Genomic DNA, 15,790 nt, shown 5'->3' with positions numbered 1-15,790 from the left:
AATCAGCGCGACGAAAAGGACAGGCCGGCGAGACGCGCCAGGCGAAGGAAGGCACGCAACGGCCGCGCCTTGATGGCAACGTTGTGCGGTGTCTGGCTGAAGATCAGTTCGATGAGTCGATGCCGCAACGCTTCGTCGGTTTCGAACTGCACGCACAGGCGCCGCTTGCTGTGGCGAGCGACCCGCGCCGGCACCCAGCCCACCTCGGGAACCAGCACACGCAACCGCTCGCCGCGCGCAGGCATGCCAGTGCCTCGGCGCAGCGCGGCGCCGCTGAGCGAGATATCGATGAATTGGCTGCTTTCTTCTCGCGCACCTACGCGCCAGCGTGTGGCGCGGCGGAACGGAAACCGTTCTTCCTGGCGCAGTCGCGGAAGATCCACGCACGCCATGATCGCCGCCAGGTTGAGCACCAGGGCAATCAGCGTCCAGCCAAGGTTGAATACCGTGCCAGCGCTCATGTCGGCGTTCATGATGGTGTTCGCCGCACCGATCTGGAGGAAAAGCATCAGTGTGATGAAGAAGCCCGCAAGTCGCCAGTGCACCACCACCTTGCTACGATCCAGCCCCTTGGCGGTGACCTTGAACGGACGTCCAAACGGACGGAAGCAGGCCGAGATGATGGTTCGGGTCACCGCGTACGATGCCACCAGCTGCGTCACTTCCGTAAAGATGGGCAGCGTCCTGCGTTCGGTGATCCATGGGCCGTAGAACCAGAAGCCGATCAGCGCGGGCAGGCCGTAGAACAGGAAGCGCTCCGGCGTGGTGTAGAACGCGGCGATGCCGAAGTACCAGTACAGCACCGGCGCCACCAGCATCATCAGCAGGAACGGTTTGCCGATCCAGTGCAGCATGCCGTGGATGTAGTGCAGGCGGTCGATCAGTCGATAGCCCGAGCCGCGCAAGGGACCGTCCTTGAGCAAGGCCACCTGCATGGTGCCCAGGCACCAACGGCCGCGCTGGTTGATGTATTCCACCAGTCCCTCGGCCGACAGGCCCACCGAAAGGCGCTCGTTGAGCCATCGCGTGATATAGCCGCTCTTTCGCAGCAGATAGGTGGTGTGGATGTCTTCGCACACGCTGTCGGTCGGAAAGCCGCCGGCGTCGGTGATCGCCTTGCGCGAAATCACGAACGACGTGCCCACGCAGAAGGCCGAGTCCCACGCATCGCGCGAAGGCTGGAACACGTCGAAGAACACGCGCTGCTCGTCCACCCAGCTATCGGTTGCGCCCAGGTTGTGCTGGATGGGATCGGCGTTGTAGTAGAACTGCGGCGTCTGCACGAGTGCGACCTTGGAATCGGCAAACAGTCCAAGCACGCGATAGAGGATGTTTTTCTGCGCCGCAAAGTCGGCGTCCAGCACCAGGATGTAGGGCGCGTTGGTGTGGCCCGCGGAGAGCCGCAGGCCGTTGTTGAGATTGCCCGCTTTGGCATGGCTGTTGTCGGGCCGACGCGTGTAGTTCACGCCGAGCTGGGCGCAGCGGTCGCGCAGCCAGTCGCGGCGCGTATCGTCGAGTACCCATACCGCGACATGCGGATAATCGATCGCCTTGGCGGCGACGATGGTCTTTTCCAGGATCTGCCAGTCCTCGTTATAGGTGGCGATGAATACATCCACCGCGGGCACGTTCGTGCCGGCCGCGCGCAGGCGGGCTTCGCCGGCATCGGCCTGCGGGCGGTTGTCGCGTCGACGCACCATCACCGCGATGGCTGCCAGCGTGTACACGATGGAGATCATCTCGAAGACGTAGAACACGTACGACCACACGCTGGCGAAGCCGTGGCTGGAGTCGGGCAGCGTGTCGGCGGTGCGCCAGAGCGCGTAGCGCAGCAGCAGCCCGCCGGCCAACAGGCCGAACAGCAGGCGGTCAAATTGGCGATGCGGGTTGGCAAACCGCGCCAAGCCCACGCCCAACAGCAAGGTCAGTCCGATCACCTCGAGCATCGATAGGTTGTCGAACGGAAAGCTCATGGTGCCTACTCCGCGTGGGCCATCGGGTGACCCACAAAGGGATTCCAGCCTTTGGCGGCCAAGGCGGCCCAAGCGGTCGCGCCGAGGTGGGGCTGGTGGTAGTAGAAGAAGTCGGCGTAGGTGGAGGTAGGGCCAATCGCGAAATCAGTGGCGATACGCGGCTGTGGCGTGGCGTACAGCATGCCGCCGGTGCTGCGTTGTGCCGCTAGCAGTTGCCATAGCGTGTCGGGCACCGGCTTGCCGCTCGCTTGCAGCGTCGTGGCGACCTGCGCCGTTCCCTCGGTCCATACACCGTCGGGTTGGCGGCGATAGCCGTAGCCGTCGCCACTACGATGTTGCGAATCGACCCAGGACCACACCTGATTCCAGTCGGCTGGGTGCGGATTGAAGGCGAGCAACGGCCACACCTGCGCGTCGAGGCCGGATTTGTCGCGCGAAATCGTTTTGCCATCGTCGAGCGTGCCGACCAGAAAACGGTGCTGGGTCGGATCCCACATCGACCTCACGAAGTCTCCAGCCACCTTTGCCTGTTGCGCCAGCGCGGCATCACCGGTTTCGCGCGCTGCCCATATCGCAGCCGCATAGACGTCCAGATTGTGTTCCGTGGCTTTCCAGTGCTGTGGGCGCTGAGCGTTGTCGTAGCCGAACACGCCGCCCTCGTAAGCGGCAGGTGCGTTGCCCAAAGCATGGGCCTGTATCCAGTGTAGCTGTCCCACGGCAGCATCGAGGTATCGCCGGTCGTGACTGTTGTCGTAGACGGTCAGCAGCAACAGTGCCGCCCAGGCGACATTGCCGGTGGCCGTGCCCACCTGGTAAGGGTCCTGGCTCCAGTAATTGCCCTTGCTCTCCCAATAGCCCGGCAATTCGGCCTTCTCGCCTGTAACCGCGCCGCCGCGATAGGCGTTGCGAAGACGGCCGTCGTTGAAGCTGGGGTCATGCGAGGCAGCGATCACCAGCGCATCGGCGATGCGTTTAGCCTGCGCGGCGTCACCGCAGGCGGTGAGCGCGATGCCGGCCAGTGCGTTGTCGTAGACGAACGCCACGTTCTCCAGGGCCTTCATCGATCCGGGCTGAAGGTTCGGGTAGCTCGGCAACAGCATCGGTCCCTGTCCGGGAATGGCGGTGGCCGCCGAGCGCAAGGCAGAGCATGTGCTATCGGCAAGTTGCTGCTGGGTCACGCCGGCGGCCGGCACCGGGCTGGATGCCACCATGGCCAGCAGCAGTGCGAAACCGAAAAAGCAAGGTCGTCGTATCAACATGCCGGCTTCCATCAGTCAGCGCAGGCTCGCGATGACGCTGCGGCCCGGGGTGCAGGGCGGTATGCCGGCATTCGCTCCGTCTTGCGCATCCCACTGTGCTAGCGCATAGACCGAGCCGTCTTCGGCATAGGGGAAGGGGGCGCTATAGCTGTTTTGCATCGCCTCGTTTGCGGTGGGAAGGATCTGCGAGATGTGCGCGTCGTGCGATTGGCCCGATGCTTCAATTTGGACGCGCAATCGCGTGCCTACGTTCAGCCGTCCAGCCATCCGCGCCGGGAAAACCGCCACCACGTCTGTCTTGCTGCAGTCAGTGGCGCGCACCAGAGTCGATCCCGCCGTTACCTGGGTGCCGACGGGCGCCACGATGTCCTGCGCCGCGCCGCGCCCGTACGCCTTTACCGCGTAATCGGAAAGTGCCTGCACGCGATCCTGTTCGTGCGTGACGAGGTTGGTGAGGTCGCTCATCTGCTTGTTCAGCGCGTCCAACTGGGCCTGCTCGCCGGTGATGCTGCTTTGCAGGTCGGCGCGCCGCTGCGAGAGCTGGGTCAGTTGATCGTTGCTGCTTTGGCCCGCGGCAACATAGACGCCCCGTTTTGCCGCAGTGAGGCTGTCGCCAACACCGCTGGCGCTCTTGTCCAGCGCATCGGCTTCGCTGCGCGCGGCATCCGCCTCGGCGCGCGCCGCCGACACAGTGGCGGCACTTACGGCGCCATCGCGTTGCAAGGTCATGGCGCGCTGGTATTTGGTGTCCAGTTCCTCCAGCTTGGACGAGGCCGCGTCTTGCTGTGCCTGCAGCGACGCATACGTATTCTTCAGTTGGGACACGTTGGCGTTCTGATACTGGTCGTACTGGTGGTTGACGTACTCGAGCATCCGTTGATCCGCCTGGATGCGATGGTCGAGGTCATCGAGCCGGCTCTGCAGATCGAGTCGCTGCGTGAGCAAGGTGGTCAGCGCATCGCGTGCCACGGTGTTGTTCTTGATGACGGCAATCGTCTGGCCGGGCTCGATGGGCTGTCCGCTCTGCGCGTGCAGTTCGCTCACGGTGCCGCTGATGGGCGTGGTGATGAGCACGGCAGGGGCGTTGAGTACGGCGCGCGTGGCACGGTTGGAGAGCCACGGCTCGAGCAGCGTGGACAGCAGCAGCCACGCGATGAATCCCAATAGTCCATAGCCTGCCAGGCGCGGCACGATGGCGAGGGACGACTTGCGCCTGGGCGCCAGTTCTCCGGTGGGCGCAGGCGCGGTATGGGGAAAACGTTCGGTGGGCAGGAGGTCGGTCTTCAAAACGTTAGCCTTTGGCAATCGACGTCGCGCAGACGCCTGCACCCGTGCGCCGAAGCGGGGCGGAAGGAAGCGCATCTCAGCGAGATGGCGGCCAGTGATTTGAAATCCGGAGGATGGGTGGCTTACGTGCCGCGACGTCGGATGACGTTCCTGGTTGATGCGATGCGTCAGTTACCGGACCCGTCAAGGAATAGTTCCTTGGCGATGAACCTCGCCTGTCTTCGGCCGGAAAAATGCTCAGGAACAGTTAGATATCAGTTCAAAAAATGAACATGCGTCACTCGTGCGACATGCGCGATTGACATCAAGCTGACGCATTGCAGCAGGCGTTGAGATGGCTGGATGGCGGCAATCAATGAGTTGCGCGCCGTTTCTCTCGTGCAGGTTCTCGTTCGCGCAAGTTGTCGCGCAAGAGCATGCGAAGCGATTGAATCCGCTCAGTCGTCGCTGTCGACGACGGCGTAGGGGTCCTCGATGCCAAGTCCGGCGAGGATGCGCGTTTCGAGCGCTTCCATGGCCTCGGCTTCCTCGTCCTCGATATGATCGTAGCCAAGAAGGTGAAGCACGCCATGCACCGTCATGTGGGCCCAGTGATGACGCGATGGCTTGCCTTGCTCGGCCGCCTCGCGCGCCACCACCGGCGCGCAGATCACGAGGTCGCCGATGAGCGGCAGGTTTACGCCGGGTGGGAGCTCGACCGGAAAAGACAGCACGTTGGTTGCGTAGTCCTTGCCGCGGTAGTCGCGATTGAGCGTGCGCCCTTCTTTTGCATCGACGATGCGAATGGAGAGTTCGGCCGCCTTGCGACGCTTGGCGCCACGCAGCGCCGCTTCAACCCATTGGTGGAAGCTGCGCGACGCAGGAACGCCTTTTCGCGAAACGGCATAGCCGACGGAGAGCGTCACCGGCGCACTCATCGCGGCGGCTCGTCGGAAGCCTGTTCGAAGGCTTCATACGCACGCACGATCTTTGCCACCAGCGGATGGCGCACCACGTCGCGCGAGGTGAAGAAGGTGAAGCTGATGCCGTCCACGCCGCGCAGCACCTCGACGGCGTGGCGCAGGCCCGAGCGCACGTTGCGCGGAAGGTCCACCTGGCTGACGTCGCCGGTGATCACCGCCACCGAACCGAAGCCGATGCGCGTGAGGAACATCTTCATCTGCTCGACAGTGGTGTTCTGCGCTTCGTCGAGGATCACGTAGGAATCGTTGAGTGTGCGGCCGCGCATATAGGCCAGCGGGGCAATCTCGATCACGTTGCGCTCGATCAGCTTGGCCACTTTCTCGAAGCCCAGCATTTCATAGAGTGCGTCGTAGAGCGGGCGCAGATATGGGTCCACCTTCTGCGAAAGATCGCCCGGCAGGAAACCCAGTTTTTCGCCGGCTTCCACGGCAGGACGCACCAGCAACAGGCGCTGCACACGGTTGGCTTCGAGCGCTTCCACGGCGCTGGCCACAGCGAGATAGGTCTTGCCGGTACCGGCCGGGCCCACGCCAAAACTGATGTCGTGCGTGGTGATGGCGTGCAGGTAGCGCGCCTGGTTGGGGCCGCGTCCCTTGATCACGCCGCGCTTCACCTTGATGGTGACTTCCTGGGCGCTTTCCGCGGCATCGTTGACGATCGCCTCGATGCCCGACTCGGCAAGATGCAGGTTGATCTTGGCGCCGTTGAGCGATTCGTTTTCAGTGACGGCGTACAGCGCGCGCAGCACTTTTTCCGCTGCACGCGATGCGCCTTCATCGCCGATCACCTGGAACAGGTTGCCGCGGTGATTGATCTCCACGCCCAGGCGCAACTCGATCTGGCGCAGGTGTTCGTCAAAGGGACCGCAGAGGTTCGACAGCCGGGCGTTGTCTTCCGGCTCAAGGGAAAAATCGCGTTGATTGAGACCGTTGGTCATGGGCTTTGTCAAAGATGCCGATGCATCACGTAGACATCGGTCGGGCCGTGGGCTGCGTGGCGGAATGCGCCAGGCACCTGTCCGACGATGCGGAAACCGTGGCGCTGCCAGAGGCGCACCGCGGACGTATTGGTCGAGACTACAAAGTTGAACTGCATGGCGGTGAAGCCCGCGTCGCGGGCCAGCGTCATCGAGTGCTCGCACATGGCCGACGCCACGCCTTGCCCGCGCACGGCGGGCGACACCATGTAGCCGGCGTTGGCCACGTGGTCGCCCAGGCCCGGCTGGTTGGGCCGCAGCATGTAGCAGCCAAGCACCAGCTTTTCGCGCTCGGCGACGAAGCAGCGCGTGGGCGGCGAGGTCCACCAGTCGCGCGCCTGTTCGAAGGCGAGATCGGGCGGGTAGCTATAGGTGTCGCCCGCCGCGACCACGCTGCGAAACAACGGCCAGACCAGCGTGAACTCGTCGGCGCCGATTTCCCGGATCGAAACAGGCGCCGTCACGAGGCCAGCGCGACGTCTTCTTCGGCCAGCTTCACGCGGCCGCGCAGCGAGTTGCTCATCGCTTCGGTGATCACCACGTCCACGAACTGGCCGATCATGCGCGTGCTGCCCGGGAAGTTCACGAAGCGCATGTTCTCGGTGCGGCCGGTCACTTCGTTCGCATTCTTCTTGCTGACCTTTTCCACCAGCACGCGCTGCACGGTGCCGACCATGGCTTCGTTGATCTGGCGCGCGTTGTCGTTGAGCTTGGCCTGCAGGCGCGAGAGGCGAGCGTGCTTCACTTCCTGCGAGGTGTCGTCGGCAAGGTTCGCCGCCGGCGTGCCGGGACGCGAGGAGAAGATGAAGGAGAAGCTCTGGTCGAAGCCCACGTCCTCGATCAGCTTCATGGTCTTTTCGAAATCGTCTTCGGTCTCGCCGGGGAAGCCGACGATGAAGTCCGAGGAGATGCAGATGTCCGGACGCACGGCGCGCAGCTTGCGGATCTTCTGCTTGAATTCCAGCGCCGTGTAGCCGCGCTTCATCGCGGTGAGGATGCGGTCCGAACCGGCCTGCACGGGCAGGTGCAGGAAGTTGCACAGCTGCGGCACGTTGGCGTAGGCCTCGATCAGCGAGTCGGAGAACTCCAGCGGATGCGAGGTGGTGAAGCGGATGCGGCCGATGCCTTCGATCTGCGCCAGCGCATGGATGAGCACGGCCAGATCCGCCGTGCCGCCGTCATGCGTGGGGCCGCGATAGGCGTTGACGTTCTGGCCGAGCAGGTTCACTTCGCGCACGCCCTGTCCGGCGAGCTGCGCCACTTCCACCAGCACGTCGTCGAACGGACGGCTGATTTCCTCGCCGCGGGTATACGGCACCACGCAGTACGAGCAGTACTTGGAGCAGCCTTCCATGATCGACACGAAGGCGGTCGGGCCTTCGGCGCGCGGCTCGGGCAGGCGATCGAATTTCTCGATTTCCGGGAAGCTGATGTCCACCTGCGGCTTGCCGCTGGCGCGCTGCGCCTCGATCAGCTGGGGCAGGCGGTGCAACGTCTGCGGACCGAACACCAGGTCCACATAGGGCGCGCGCTTGATGATGTCCTGGCCTTCCTGCGAGGCCACGCAGCCGCCCACGCCGATCAGCACCGGCTTGCCGCCCTGCTTGTGCTCTTTCCAGCGACCCAGCTGGCTGAAGACCTTTTCCTGCGCCTTTTCGCGGATGGAGCAGGTGTTGATCAGGATGACGTCCGCCTCGGCTTCGTCCTGGGTCAGCTCCAGGCCGTGCGAGGCCTTGAGCACGTCGGCCATCTTGGCCGAGTCGTACTCGTTCATCTGGCAGCCGTGGGTCTTGATGAAAAGCTTGCCGGTCATGGCTTTGGGTACCGTGATTCTTGGAGGCGGTGCGGAGTTTGCCGAACCGTGCAGTTTACGCGCCCAGGCGCCCAGCCGCCACTGGAAGCGGCTTGCCGGATCAATCACTTGCGCGCCAACGTGGCATTCACGGGGGCCGAAACAGGCACTGCAGCACGAATCGGTCTTTTTCCGCTTGGCGACCAGCCTGCGCGGAGGCACACTGCCGCCTGGCCCGGCGCTTGCAAGGCATTGACCGGGAAGCAAGAACGAGGGGGAGCGATGTCGCTGCTTGACCGGGATGAGGCCGCCGCCAAAGCTGGGCGGCCCAAGGGGAGTTCGTGAACGGGCTGCCTCCCTCGCGGCTGGGCGCCACGGCGATCCGACGTCTGCTGGCTGCCGTTGCGTTGCTGGCGGGCGCCGCGTCCATTCCGGTGCCTGCGCATGCGGGCGCGCTCTACCGGTGCAACGGTTCGTCAGGCGAAGTCGTGTTCAGCAGCAGCACCGCGGGTTATCAGGGCTGCAGCCGCATTGCCGGCGCGCCCGATCCGGTTCGCAAGAAACCCGCGGCCGCGCCTTCATTGGCAACGGTGAAGGGCTCGGTGGAAACCTCGGCGGGCAAGGTTCCGCCCGCACCCGCGCCTCAGCCGCCCTCCGTGGCCTGGGTCCAGGATTCGGTGGAAACCAGCGCTCGCGTCGTTCCGCCCAAGCAGGCACCGGCGGGCAAGCCGGGGCAGTGGAGTTACAGCGAGGCGAGCCCGGCGCATGGTGCATCTGTTCCGGAAAAGCCGGTGGCGGACGCCGATGCCGACGGCAGCCGCGTCCTGCGTGGCGCGGTCTATCGCGTGGTGCGCAAGGACGGCAGCGTGGAGTACACCAATCTGCGCCCGGCGGGCGAGCAGGGGCATGCGGTGACGATGCTCTTCAGCTACATCGCGACCTGCGTGGCCTGCAATCTGCACTCCAATATTCGCTGGGATTCGGTGGCGCTACACCTGGGCATCTACGACGACATCATCGCGCTGGCCAGCCATGAGTCGGGCGTCGATGAGGCTTTCCTGCGCGCCATCATCCACGCGGAGAGCGCATTCAATCCGCGTGCGCTGTCTATCAAGGGGGCGCAGGGCCTGATGCAGTTGATGCCCGGCACGGCGAACGACATGGGCGTGCGCGATGCGTTCGACACCGCGCAGAACATCCGCGGTGGCGCGCGCTACCTGGGCTTGTTGCTGCGCACGTTCAACGGCAACGAACGTCTGGCGGCCGCCGCATACAACGCAGGCCCTGGCGCCGTGCAGCGCTACAACGGCGTGCCACCGTTTGCTGAAACCCAAGTTTATGTGGAACGCGTGGGCACGCTGCGCAAGCGCTATGGCTTGGCCATCCATCCAGGTGGTGGTCGGACGTCGGTGGCTGCGGCGGGGCTGTCAGCTATCCAGTGATGCCGTGGGCGTGGTCGGCGGGCGCTGCGCCAGAATGATTTCGGTGTGGAACGGCGCGCCGTTGCGCAGCCCCGACACTTCTACTTTGCTGCCGGGCTTGAGCGCCGCCTCGTGCTTGCGCAGATCGGCGGGATCGACGATGTCTTCCGAACCGATGCGCAACAGGATGTCGTGCGGCTGGATGCCGGCGGTGGCGGCCGGGCCGCCGGGATAGATATCGGTGACCTGCGCCCCGCGTGCCGCGGCGGGTAGGCCGCTGTCGGCCGCGACGGGCACGAAGGTGTAGTCGGCGCCCATCCATCCGCGCACCACGTGGCCGGTGTCGATGATTTGGTCGAGCACGCGCTTGGCGCTGGCGACGGGAATGGCAAAGCTGATGCCTTCGGCATTGGCGGCCTTGCCAATCAGCAAGGTGTTGATGCCCACCAGTTCGCCATCGGTATTGACCAGCGCGCCGCCCGAGTTGCCGAGGTTGATCGCGGCATCGGTCTGGATGAAATCCTCCGGACTCGAACTGCTGAGCTGCCGACCGATGGCGCTGACGATGCCCATGGTCACCGTCTGGTTCAAACCCAGCGGATTGCCGATGGCAAGTACGACGTCACCGGTGCGCGTGGGGTGGTGGTCGGCGATGTGGATCACGGGCAGATTGCCGGCGTCGATCTTCAGCACGGCAAGATCGGTTTCCACATCCGCGCCCACCAGCGTGGCCTTCGCCACGCGTCCGTCATAGAGCAGCACCTGGATGTCGTCGGCGTTGGCAATCACATGGTTGTTGGTGAGCACGTAGCCCTGCAGCACGATCACGCCCGAGCCCAGGCTTTGCTCGCGTCGCTTGTACGCGGGACCGGTGGGGCGACCGCCGAAGAGGCGTTGCAGCACCGGGTCGGTGTACATCTGCACGGCCTGTTCGGTCACCATCTTGTTGGCGTAGATGTTTACGACCGAGGGCGCGGCCTTGGCCACCGCGTCGGCGTAAGAAATCGGGCCGCTCGTGCGCGTGGGGGCAGGCGTGGTGATGGCGGACTCGGTGTTCGCCGTTGGCGCGACCCCGAAACGTTCCCTCAGGCGATTGCCGACATTGGGCCATGCAAGGCTGATGACGAAGGCAACCGCCAGCCCTAGCACCACGAAGCGGGCGATGAATGCGAGCGTGCCAGCGGCATGTTTCATGTCGTAATGCGTTTCATGGCAAGGCGTTAGTGAGGGGTGCGCGCATGTGTCGCAGGCGTCGCTCTTTTATTGTACGAGCCATGCCCTGACGCTACACTAACGCGATTTTGCGGGAGTCAGTTCCACTGGCGCTTGCGAAGCGGGTCGTCCCGGGGTTTCCCGGTGCGCTAAGTACCCGACAACGGAAGGCCTGTGGCTCTCGCTGCATGCTCATCGTGCTGGTACTGCGCGTGCCTGCTGTTCTCTAAGGGGGAGTCTTAGGGGAATTTCTGTTCGCAGCATGTAGTCTCTTGCTGCCGAACTTGATCGACGTGCTTGGCAAGCACCCGTGGAACTTATTAAGTTCCGCGTCTCAATGGCATGTAAGTACCGGAGAGCCTGATGGCGAACGAAGTCGTCGATCACGGCCGCCGCCGCTTCCTCACAGCGACCACGGCAGTGGTTGGTGGTGTGGGAGTCGTAACGGCAGTCGTGCCCTTCATCAAGTCGTGGGAACCCAGTGCGCGGGCGAAATCCGCCGGTGCGCCGGTCACGATCGACATCAGCAAGATCGAAGAGGGCCAGCGGGTAACCTACCCGTGGCGCGGTCTACCGGTGTTTGTAGTCAACCGCACCAAGGCGCAGCTCGATGCGTTGCCCAGCCAGGACTCGCGCCTGGTCGACGCCAAGTCCGACAGCGGTTCGGCCGAGCAGCAGCCCAAGTACGCGCAGAACGAAACCCGCTCCATCAAGCCCGAGTGGCTGGTGCTGGTGGGTCTGTGCACGCACCTGGGTTGCGTCCCCGACTTCGTGCCGGTGATGAAGCCCGAGCCGTTCGATCCGGACTGGAAGGGCGGCTTCTACTGCCCCTGCCACAAGTCACGCTATGACATGTCCGGTCGCGTCTACCAGGGCGTGCCCGCACCCAAGAACCTGCTCGTGCCGCCGTACCATTTCATGGACGACACGCACATCCAGATTGGCGTGGATCCGAAGGAGGCCGGCTAATGGCCAACGTATTCACGCGTATCGGCGACTGGGTCAATGAGCGTGCGCCGGGCCTCATGCCCGTGTATCGCAAGCATATGACCGAGTATTACGCGCCGAAGAATTTCAACTTCTGGTACTACTTCGGCGTGTTGGCGCTGCTGGTGTTCGTCAACCAGATCGTCACCGGCATCTTCCTCACCATGAACTACAAGACGAGTGCGGCGGAAGCCTTCAACTCGGTCGAGTACATCATGCGTGACGTGGAGTGGGGCTGGCTGATCCGCTACATGCACTCCACCGGCGCCTCGCTGTTCTTCGTGGTGGTGTTCCTGCACATGTTCCGCGGCCTGATGTACGGCTCGTACCAGAAGCCGCGCGAGCTGGTGTGGCTGCTGGGCATGCTGGTGTTCCTGTCGCTGATGGCCGAGGCCTTCATGGGCTACGTGCTGCCGTGGGGCAACATGTCGTTCTGGGGTGCCAAGGTGATCATCTCGCTGTTCGGCACGATCCCCGTCATCGGCGGTTCGCTGGTCGAATGGATCATGGGCGACTACCTGCCGGCCGACGCCACGCTCAACCGCTTCTTCGCGCTGCATGTGATCGCGCTGCCGCTGGTGCTGTTGCTGCTGGTGGTGCTGCACATTTTCGCGCTGCACGAAGTGGGGTCGAACAACCCGGACGGCATCGAGATCAAGAAGGGACCCAAGGGCAACCGCTGGGATCCGAACAAACCGGCGGACGGTATTCCGTTCCATCCGTACTACACCGTGCACGACCTGGTGGCTGTCGGCTTCTTCCTGACGATGGCGGCGTTCATCATCTTCTTCGCGCCCACCGTCGGCGGCTGGTTCCTTGAGCACGACAACTTCGTTGCTGCCAACAACCTGGTGACGCCGTCGCACATCAAGCCGTCGTGGTACTTCACGCCGTTCTACGCGATCCTGCGCATGATCCCGTCGTTCTTCGGCACGGCCTTCTGGGGTGTGCTGGGCATGTTCGGCGCCATCGCGCTGCTGTTCGTGCTGCCGTGGATCGATGCCGGCAAGGTGCGCTCCATTCGTTATCGCGGTACCGGTTTCAAGGTGGCGCTGATGACCTTCGCGGCCTCCTTCATTGGCCTGGCCCTGGTGGGTGCCGGCGTGGTGGGCGAGTTGACCACGAAGTGGACGCCCACGGACGCGACCTTCTGGGAAAACACGTTCGGTCGCGTGATGACCTTCCTCTACTTCGGGTACTTCGTGTTCCTGTGGTTCTACACGCGACTTGGCTGGGAAAAGACCAAGCCGGTTCCGGAGCGGGTGGTGTTTGACCATGAGTAAGCGGAAGCCGATGAAGAAGATCATTTCCACGCTGGCACTCACCGTAGGCTTGCTGGTCGGCACCAATGCGGCGATGGCCCAGGAAGAAGGCAACCTGCCTTCGGCCGGCACCAATGTCCGCGACCAGGCCTCGCTCCAGCGCGGCGCCAAGCTGTTCTTCAACTACTGCGTGGGTTGCCACTCGCTGAAGTACGTGCGCTATTCGCGCATCGCCGAAGACCTTGGCCTGTCCGAGGACGAGGTGATGAAGAACCTCAACTTCACCGGCGCCAAGTTCGGTGACGTGGTGATCTCGCACATGCCGGAAGATTCGGCCCAGCAGTTCTTCGGCAAGGCACCGCCGGACCTCTCGCTGGAAGTGCGCGCCAAGACCGCCGACTGGGTCTACGGCTACCTCAACTCCTTCTACATCGATCCCACCCGTCCGGTGGGCTGGAACAACACGGTGTTCCCGAATGCCTCCATGCCGTTCCCGCTGTGGGAGCTGCAGGGCATCCAGACGGCCGTGAAGAAGGAAGGTAGCGACGACGTGGAGAAGCTCGAGCTGTCGCAGCCGGGCAAGCTCACGCCGGCCCAGTACCAGCAGGCCGCCCGTGACCTCACCAACTTCCTGGAGTACGCCGCCGAGCCGGCTGCCCTCCAGCGCCAGCGCTACGGCATCTGGGTGCTCCTCTTCCTGGCAGGCTTCACTTTCCTGGCATATCTGCTAAAGAAGGAGTACTGGAAGGACGTCCACTAAGACGTCACCTTCCAACGCCTACGGTACGGCGGCCGACGAACCTCTCAGAGGGTCCGGGGCCGCCGTGCATGCTTCATGTCGATGGGGAGATCGCGCATGGTCCAAAGCGCTCGTTCGCGTACCGCACTCACCCTGTACACCACCGCGGATGGCATCCAATGCCACCGGACGCGCCTCGTGCTTGCCGCCAAGGGCGTGAGCTACGACAGGGTGATCGTCGACCCCGCCAAGCCGCCGGAAGACCTGCTCGATCTCAACCCCTATGGCAGCACGCCGACCCTGGTCGACCGTGACCTGACCCTCTACAACACGGCGGTCGTCTGCGAATACCTCGACGAACGCTATCCCCACCCTCCGCTGATGCCGATCGATCCGCTGTCCAGGGCGCGCCTGCGCCTGGCCACCGTGCGGATCGAGCTGGACTGGCTGCCGGAGGTGGACACCATCCGGGCGGGCGGCCGTCCCGCCGAAGCGGCGCGCAAGCGGCTCCGTGAGCATCTGCTGGGCGCCTTGCCACTGTTCAAGGCTTCGCGGTTTTTCCTCAACCCGGAAATGAGCCTCACCGACTGCCTGGTGGCCCCGGTGGTGTGGCGCCTGCCCTGGCTGGGCGTGGACCTCGGCCGCGAGGGCAAGCCCATCCTGGATTACGGCGAACGCCTGTTCGCCAGTCAGGGTTATGCGCGCAGCATGACGCCCGAAGAGAAGGCCATGCGCCCCTGACGGTGCGCCCCGCCAGACCCTGCATCCGATCGATTCCTGGGGGGCCGGGCAGGCTTTATGGCGGTGCTGCGACAACTCGAGTCGCCTTGGCATTAAACTGGCACGATCCACTTGGCGCGCCCTGGGCCTCCCGTGGGGCGTCGCTCTCCATAGGTTTTTGAATGACCGACGACAAGCTCCCGCCGATGTCCTCCAATCGTCCCTATTTGCTCAGGGCGATTTACGACTGGATCACCGACAACAACCTGACTCCCTACATCCTCGTGGACGCCACGCGGGAAGGGGTGCGGGTGCCTCCACAGGTCATCAAGAACGGCCAGGTGGTGCTGAACCTGGCCATGCGCGCCGTGGCCAGCCTCGATCTTGGCAACGACTGGATCAGCTTCCAGGCGCGCTTCTCCGGTGTCAGCCACAACATCCACATCCCGGTGCAGGCCGTGCTGGCGCTGTACGCGCAGGAAAACGGCCAGGGCATGATGTTTCCGGCGGAAGAGGGTGGCGATCAGCCCCCGCCGTCGTCGCCCGATCCGGATGACACGCCGCCGACGCCCGAGGGCGAGGCCGGCGAGAAGCCCAAGCGCAGCGCGCCGTTCCTGCGCGTGGTGAAGTAAGCCGTCACCCGTCGCGCCGACCTTGTCGGCGCGATGCAGGTATCCGCGGTATCAGTGCAGCTGGTTGTCTTTGCGCAGGCGTGGACGCAGCTGCACCACGTTGTCTTCCGCCGGCGGCGGCACGTGCTCGGAAAGCAGGCCGGGCAGGTGGCTCTGGATGGTCGGCAGGCTCACGCCGCTGAGCGTGCGGCCGATCAGCCACAGCTTGCCGGGTTCGCGGTCGTTGCCGTCGATGCTTACCTCGAAGGTGTAGCAGCGTTCGAGCAGCAACTGGCCGTGCTGGCGCAGCAGACGCAGGCCGCGCAGGCCGACGCTTTCATCGAGCAATTGCAGGCCATGCTGGCGGCATTGCATGCGTGCTTCCTGCGTAGCCTGCTCGCGCCCGCGAGCAAGCTTGAGCCACGAGCCGATGATGGCCAGCAGCAGTACCAACAGGATCAGATCAGAAAGCTCGCTCATGCCGCGAGAGTGTAGGCGTCGCGCGTGGCTTGCAAGGGGCGCGGCGTGAAATGCCACCGGTTCCCGACGCGCCCATGCTCGTCGTTCCGGTGCAGGCCGGCATCCAGT

General features: G+C 64.0%; 15 protein-coding genes. 6 read left to right on the top strand and 9 right to left on the bottom strand.

The genetic code is table 11. The features are described from left to right. Positions 1 to 2: 2 nt before the first annotated feature. From ABIC75_RS11245 to miaB, 7 genes are all read right to left on the bottom strand, one after another. Positions 3 to 1,973, bottom strand: coding sequence for a glycosyltransferase family 2 protein (locus ABIC75_RS11245; protein WP_354013944.1), 1,971 nt, complete (start codon positions 1,971 to 1,973; stop codon positions 3 to 5). Positions 1,974 to 1,978: 5 nt separating this feature from the next. Then, positions 1,979 to 3,232, bottom strand: a complete 1,254-nt coding sequence (locus ABIC75_RS11240; RefSeq protein ID WP_354013943.1) for a hypothetical protein — start codon at positions 3,230 to 3,232, stop codon at positions 1,979 to 1,981. Positions 3,233 to 3,247: 15 nt separating this feature from the next. Next, positions 3,248 to 4,519: an HlyD family efflux transporter periplasmic adaptor subunit gene (locus ABIC75_RS11235; protein WP_354013942.1), complete on the bottom strand. Its 1,272-nt coding sequence runs from the start codon at positions 4,517 to 4,519 to the stop codon at positions 3,248 to 3,250. Between the two features lie 437 nt (positions 4,520 to 4,956). Further along, on the bottom strand, positions 4,957 to 5,436 hold the full coding sequence (ybeY, locus tag ABIC75_RS11230) for an rRNA maturation RNase YbeY (RefSeq protein ID WP_354013941.1): 480 nt from the start codon (positions 5,434 to 5,436) through the stop codon (positions 4,957 to 4,959). Beyond that, complete coding sequence (locus ABIC75_RS11225) at positions 5,433 to 6,419, bottom strand: PhoH family protein (protein WP_354013940.1); 987 nt, start codon at positions 6,417 to 6,419, stop codon at positions 5,433 to 5,435. Before ABIC75_RS11225 ends, ybeY begins: the two co-directional genes overlap by 4 nt. Before the next feature lie 8 nt (positions 6,420 to 6,427). Next, positions 6,428 to 6,922 carry a GNAT family N-acetyltransferase gene (locus ABIC75_RS11220; RefSeq protein ID WP_354013939.1) on the bottom strand — a complete coding sequence of 165 codons (495 nt, stop codon included), beginning with the start codon at positions 6,920 to 6,922 and terminating at the stop codon, positions 6,428 to 6,430. Continuing rightward, positions 6,919 to 8,271 (bottom strand): tRNA (N6-isopentenyl adenosine(37)-C2)-methylthiotransferase MiaB, encoded by a 1,353-nt coding sequence (gene miaB, locus ABIC75_RS11215; protein WP_354013938.1) that lies wholly within the window; start codon positions 8,269 to 8,271, stop codon positions 6,919 to 6,921. The genes ABIC75_RS11220 and miaB overlap by 4 nt, the downstream gene beginning before the upstream one ends. Positions 8,272 to 8,591: 320 nt before the next feature. Here miaB and ABIC75_RS11210 point away from each other — a divergent pair, with 320 nt between their 5' ends. Continuing rightward, a complete protein-coding gene (locus ABIC75_RS11210; RefSeq protein WP_354013937.1) occupies positions 8,592 to 9,692 on the top strand; it encodes a lytic transglycosylase domain-containing protein in 1,101 nt (366 codons plus the stop codon). Here ABIC75_RS11210 and ABIC75_RS11205 read toward each other — a convergent pair. Continuing rightward, the gene (locus ABIC75_RS11205) at positions 9,678 to 10,865 is read right to left on the bottom strand and encodes a S1C family serine protease (RefSeq protein WP_354013936.1); all 1,188 of its coding nucleotides are present in this window, start codon (positions 10,863 to 10,865) and stop codon (positions 9,678 to 9,680) included. The genes ABIC75_RS11210 and ABIC75_RS11205 overlap by 15 nt on opposite strands. A gap of 381 nt (positions 10,866 to 11,246) precedes the next feature. On the opposite strand from ABIC75_RS11205, the gene petA reads away from it, so the two are divergent. The 5 genes from petA (at position 11,247) to ABIC75_RS11180 (ending at position 15,223) form a co-directional block, all read left to right on the top strand. Continuing rightward, on the top strand, positions 11,247 to 11,852 hold the full coding sequence (petA, locus tag ABIC75_RS11200; protein WP_354013935.1) for a ubiquinol-cytochrome c reductase iron-sulfur subunit: 606 nt from the start codon (positions 11,247 to 11,249) through the stop codon (positions 11,850 to 11,852). Then, positions 11,852 to 13,153: a cytochrome b gene (locus tag ABIC75_RS11195; RefSeq protein WP_354013934.1), complete on the top strand. Its 1,302-nt coding sequence runs from the start codon at positions 11,852 to 11,854 to the stop codon at positions 13,151 to 13,153. Before petA ends, ABIC75_RS11195 begins: the two co-directional genes overlap by 1 nt. Then, positions 13,146 to 13,892, top strand: coding sequence for a cytochrome c1 (locus ABIC75_RS11190; protein WP_436407910.1), 747 nt, complete (start codon positions 13,146 to 13,148; stop codon positions 13,890 to 13,892). The genes ABIC75_RS11195 and ABIC75_RS11190 overlap by 8 nt, the downstream gene beginning before the upstream one ends. Positions 13,893 to 13,988: 96 nt before the next feature. Then, complete coding sequence (locus tag ABIC75_RS11185) at positions 13,989 to 14,612, top strand: glutathione S-transferase N-terminal domain-containing protein (RefSeq protein ID WP_354013933.1); 624 nt, start codon at positions 13,989 to 13,991, stop codon at positions 14,610 to 14,612. A 161-nt stretch (positions 14,613 to 14,773) separates the two neighbouring features. Next, positions 14,774 to 15,223, top strand: a complete 450-nt coding sequence (locus ABIC75_RS11180; RefSeq protein WP_354013932.1) for a ClpXP protease specificity-enhancing factor — start codon at positions 14,774 to 14,776, stop codon at positions 15,221 to 15,223. Between the two features lie 51 nt (positions 15,224 to 15,274). On the opposite strand, the gene ABIC75_RS11175 is transcribed toward ABIC75_RS11180, so the two are convergent. Further along, positions 15,275 to 15,682: a DUF3301 domain-containing protein gene (locus tag ABIC75_RS11175; RefSeq protein ID WP_354013931.1), complete on the bottom strand. Its 408-nt coding sequence runs from the start codon at positions 15,680 to 15,682 to the stop codon at positions 15,275 to 15,277. Positions 15,683 to 15,790 lie beyond the last annotated feature (108 nt).

The sequence above is a fragment of the Dyella japonica genome (assembly GCF_040545895.1).
In the GTDB taxonomy this organism is placed as follows: Bacteria; Pseudomonadota; Gammaproteobacteria; order Xanthomonadales; family Rhodanobacteraceae; genus Dyella; species Dyella japonica_D.
Note: the sequence above shows the minus strand (reverse complement) of the source record. Positions and strands in the feature narration are given on the sequence as shown.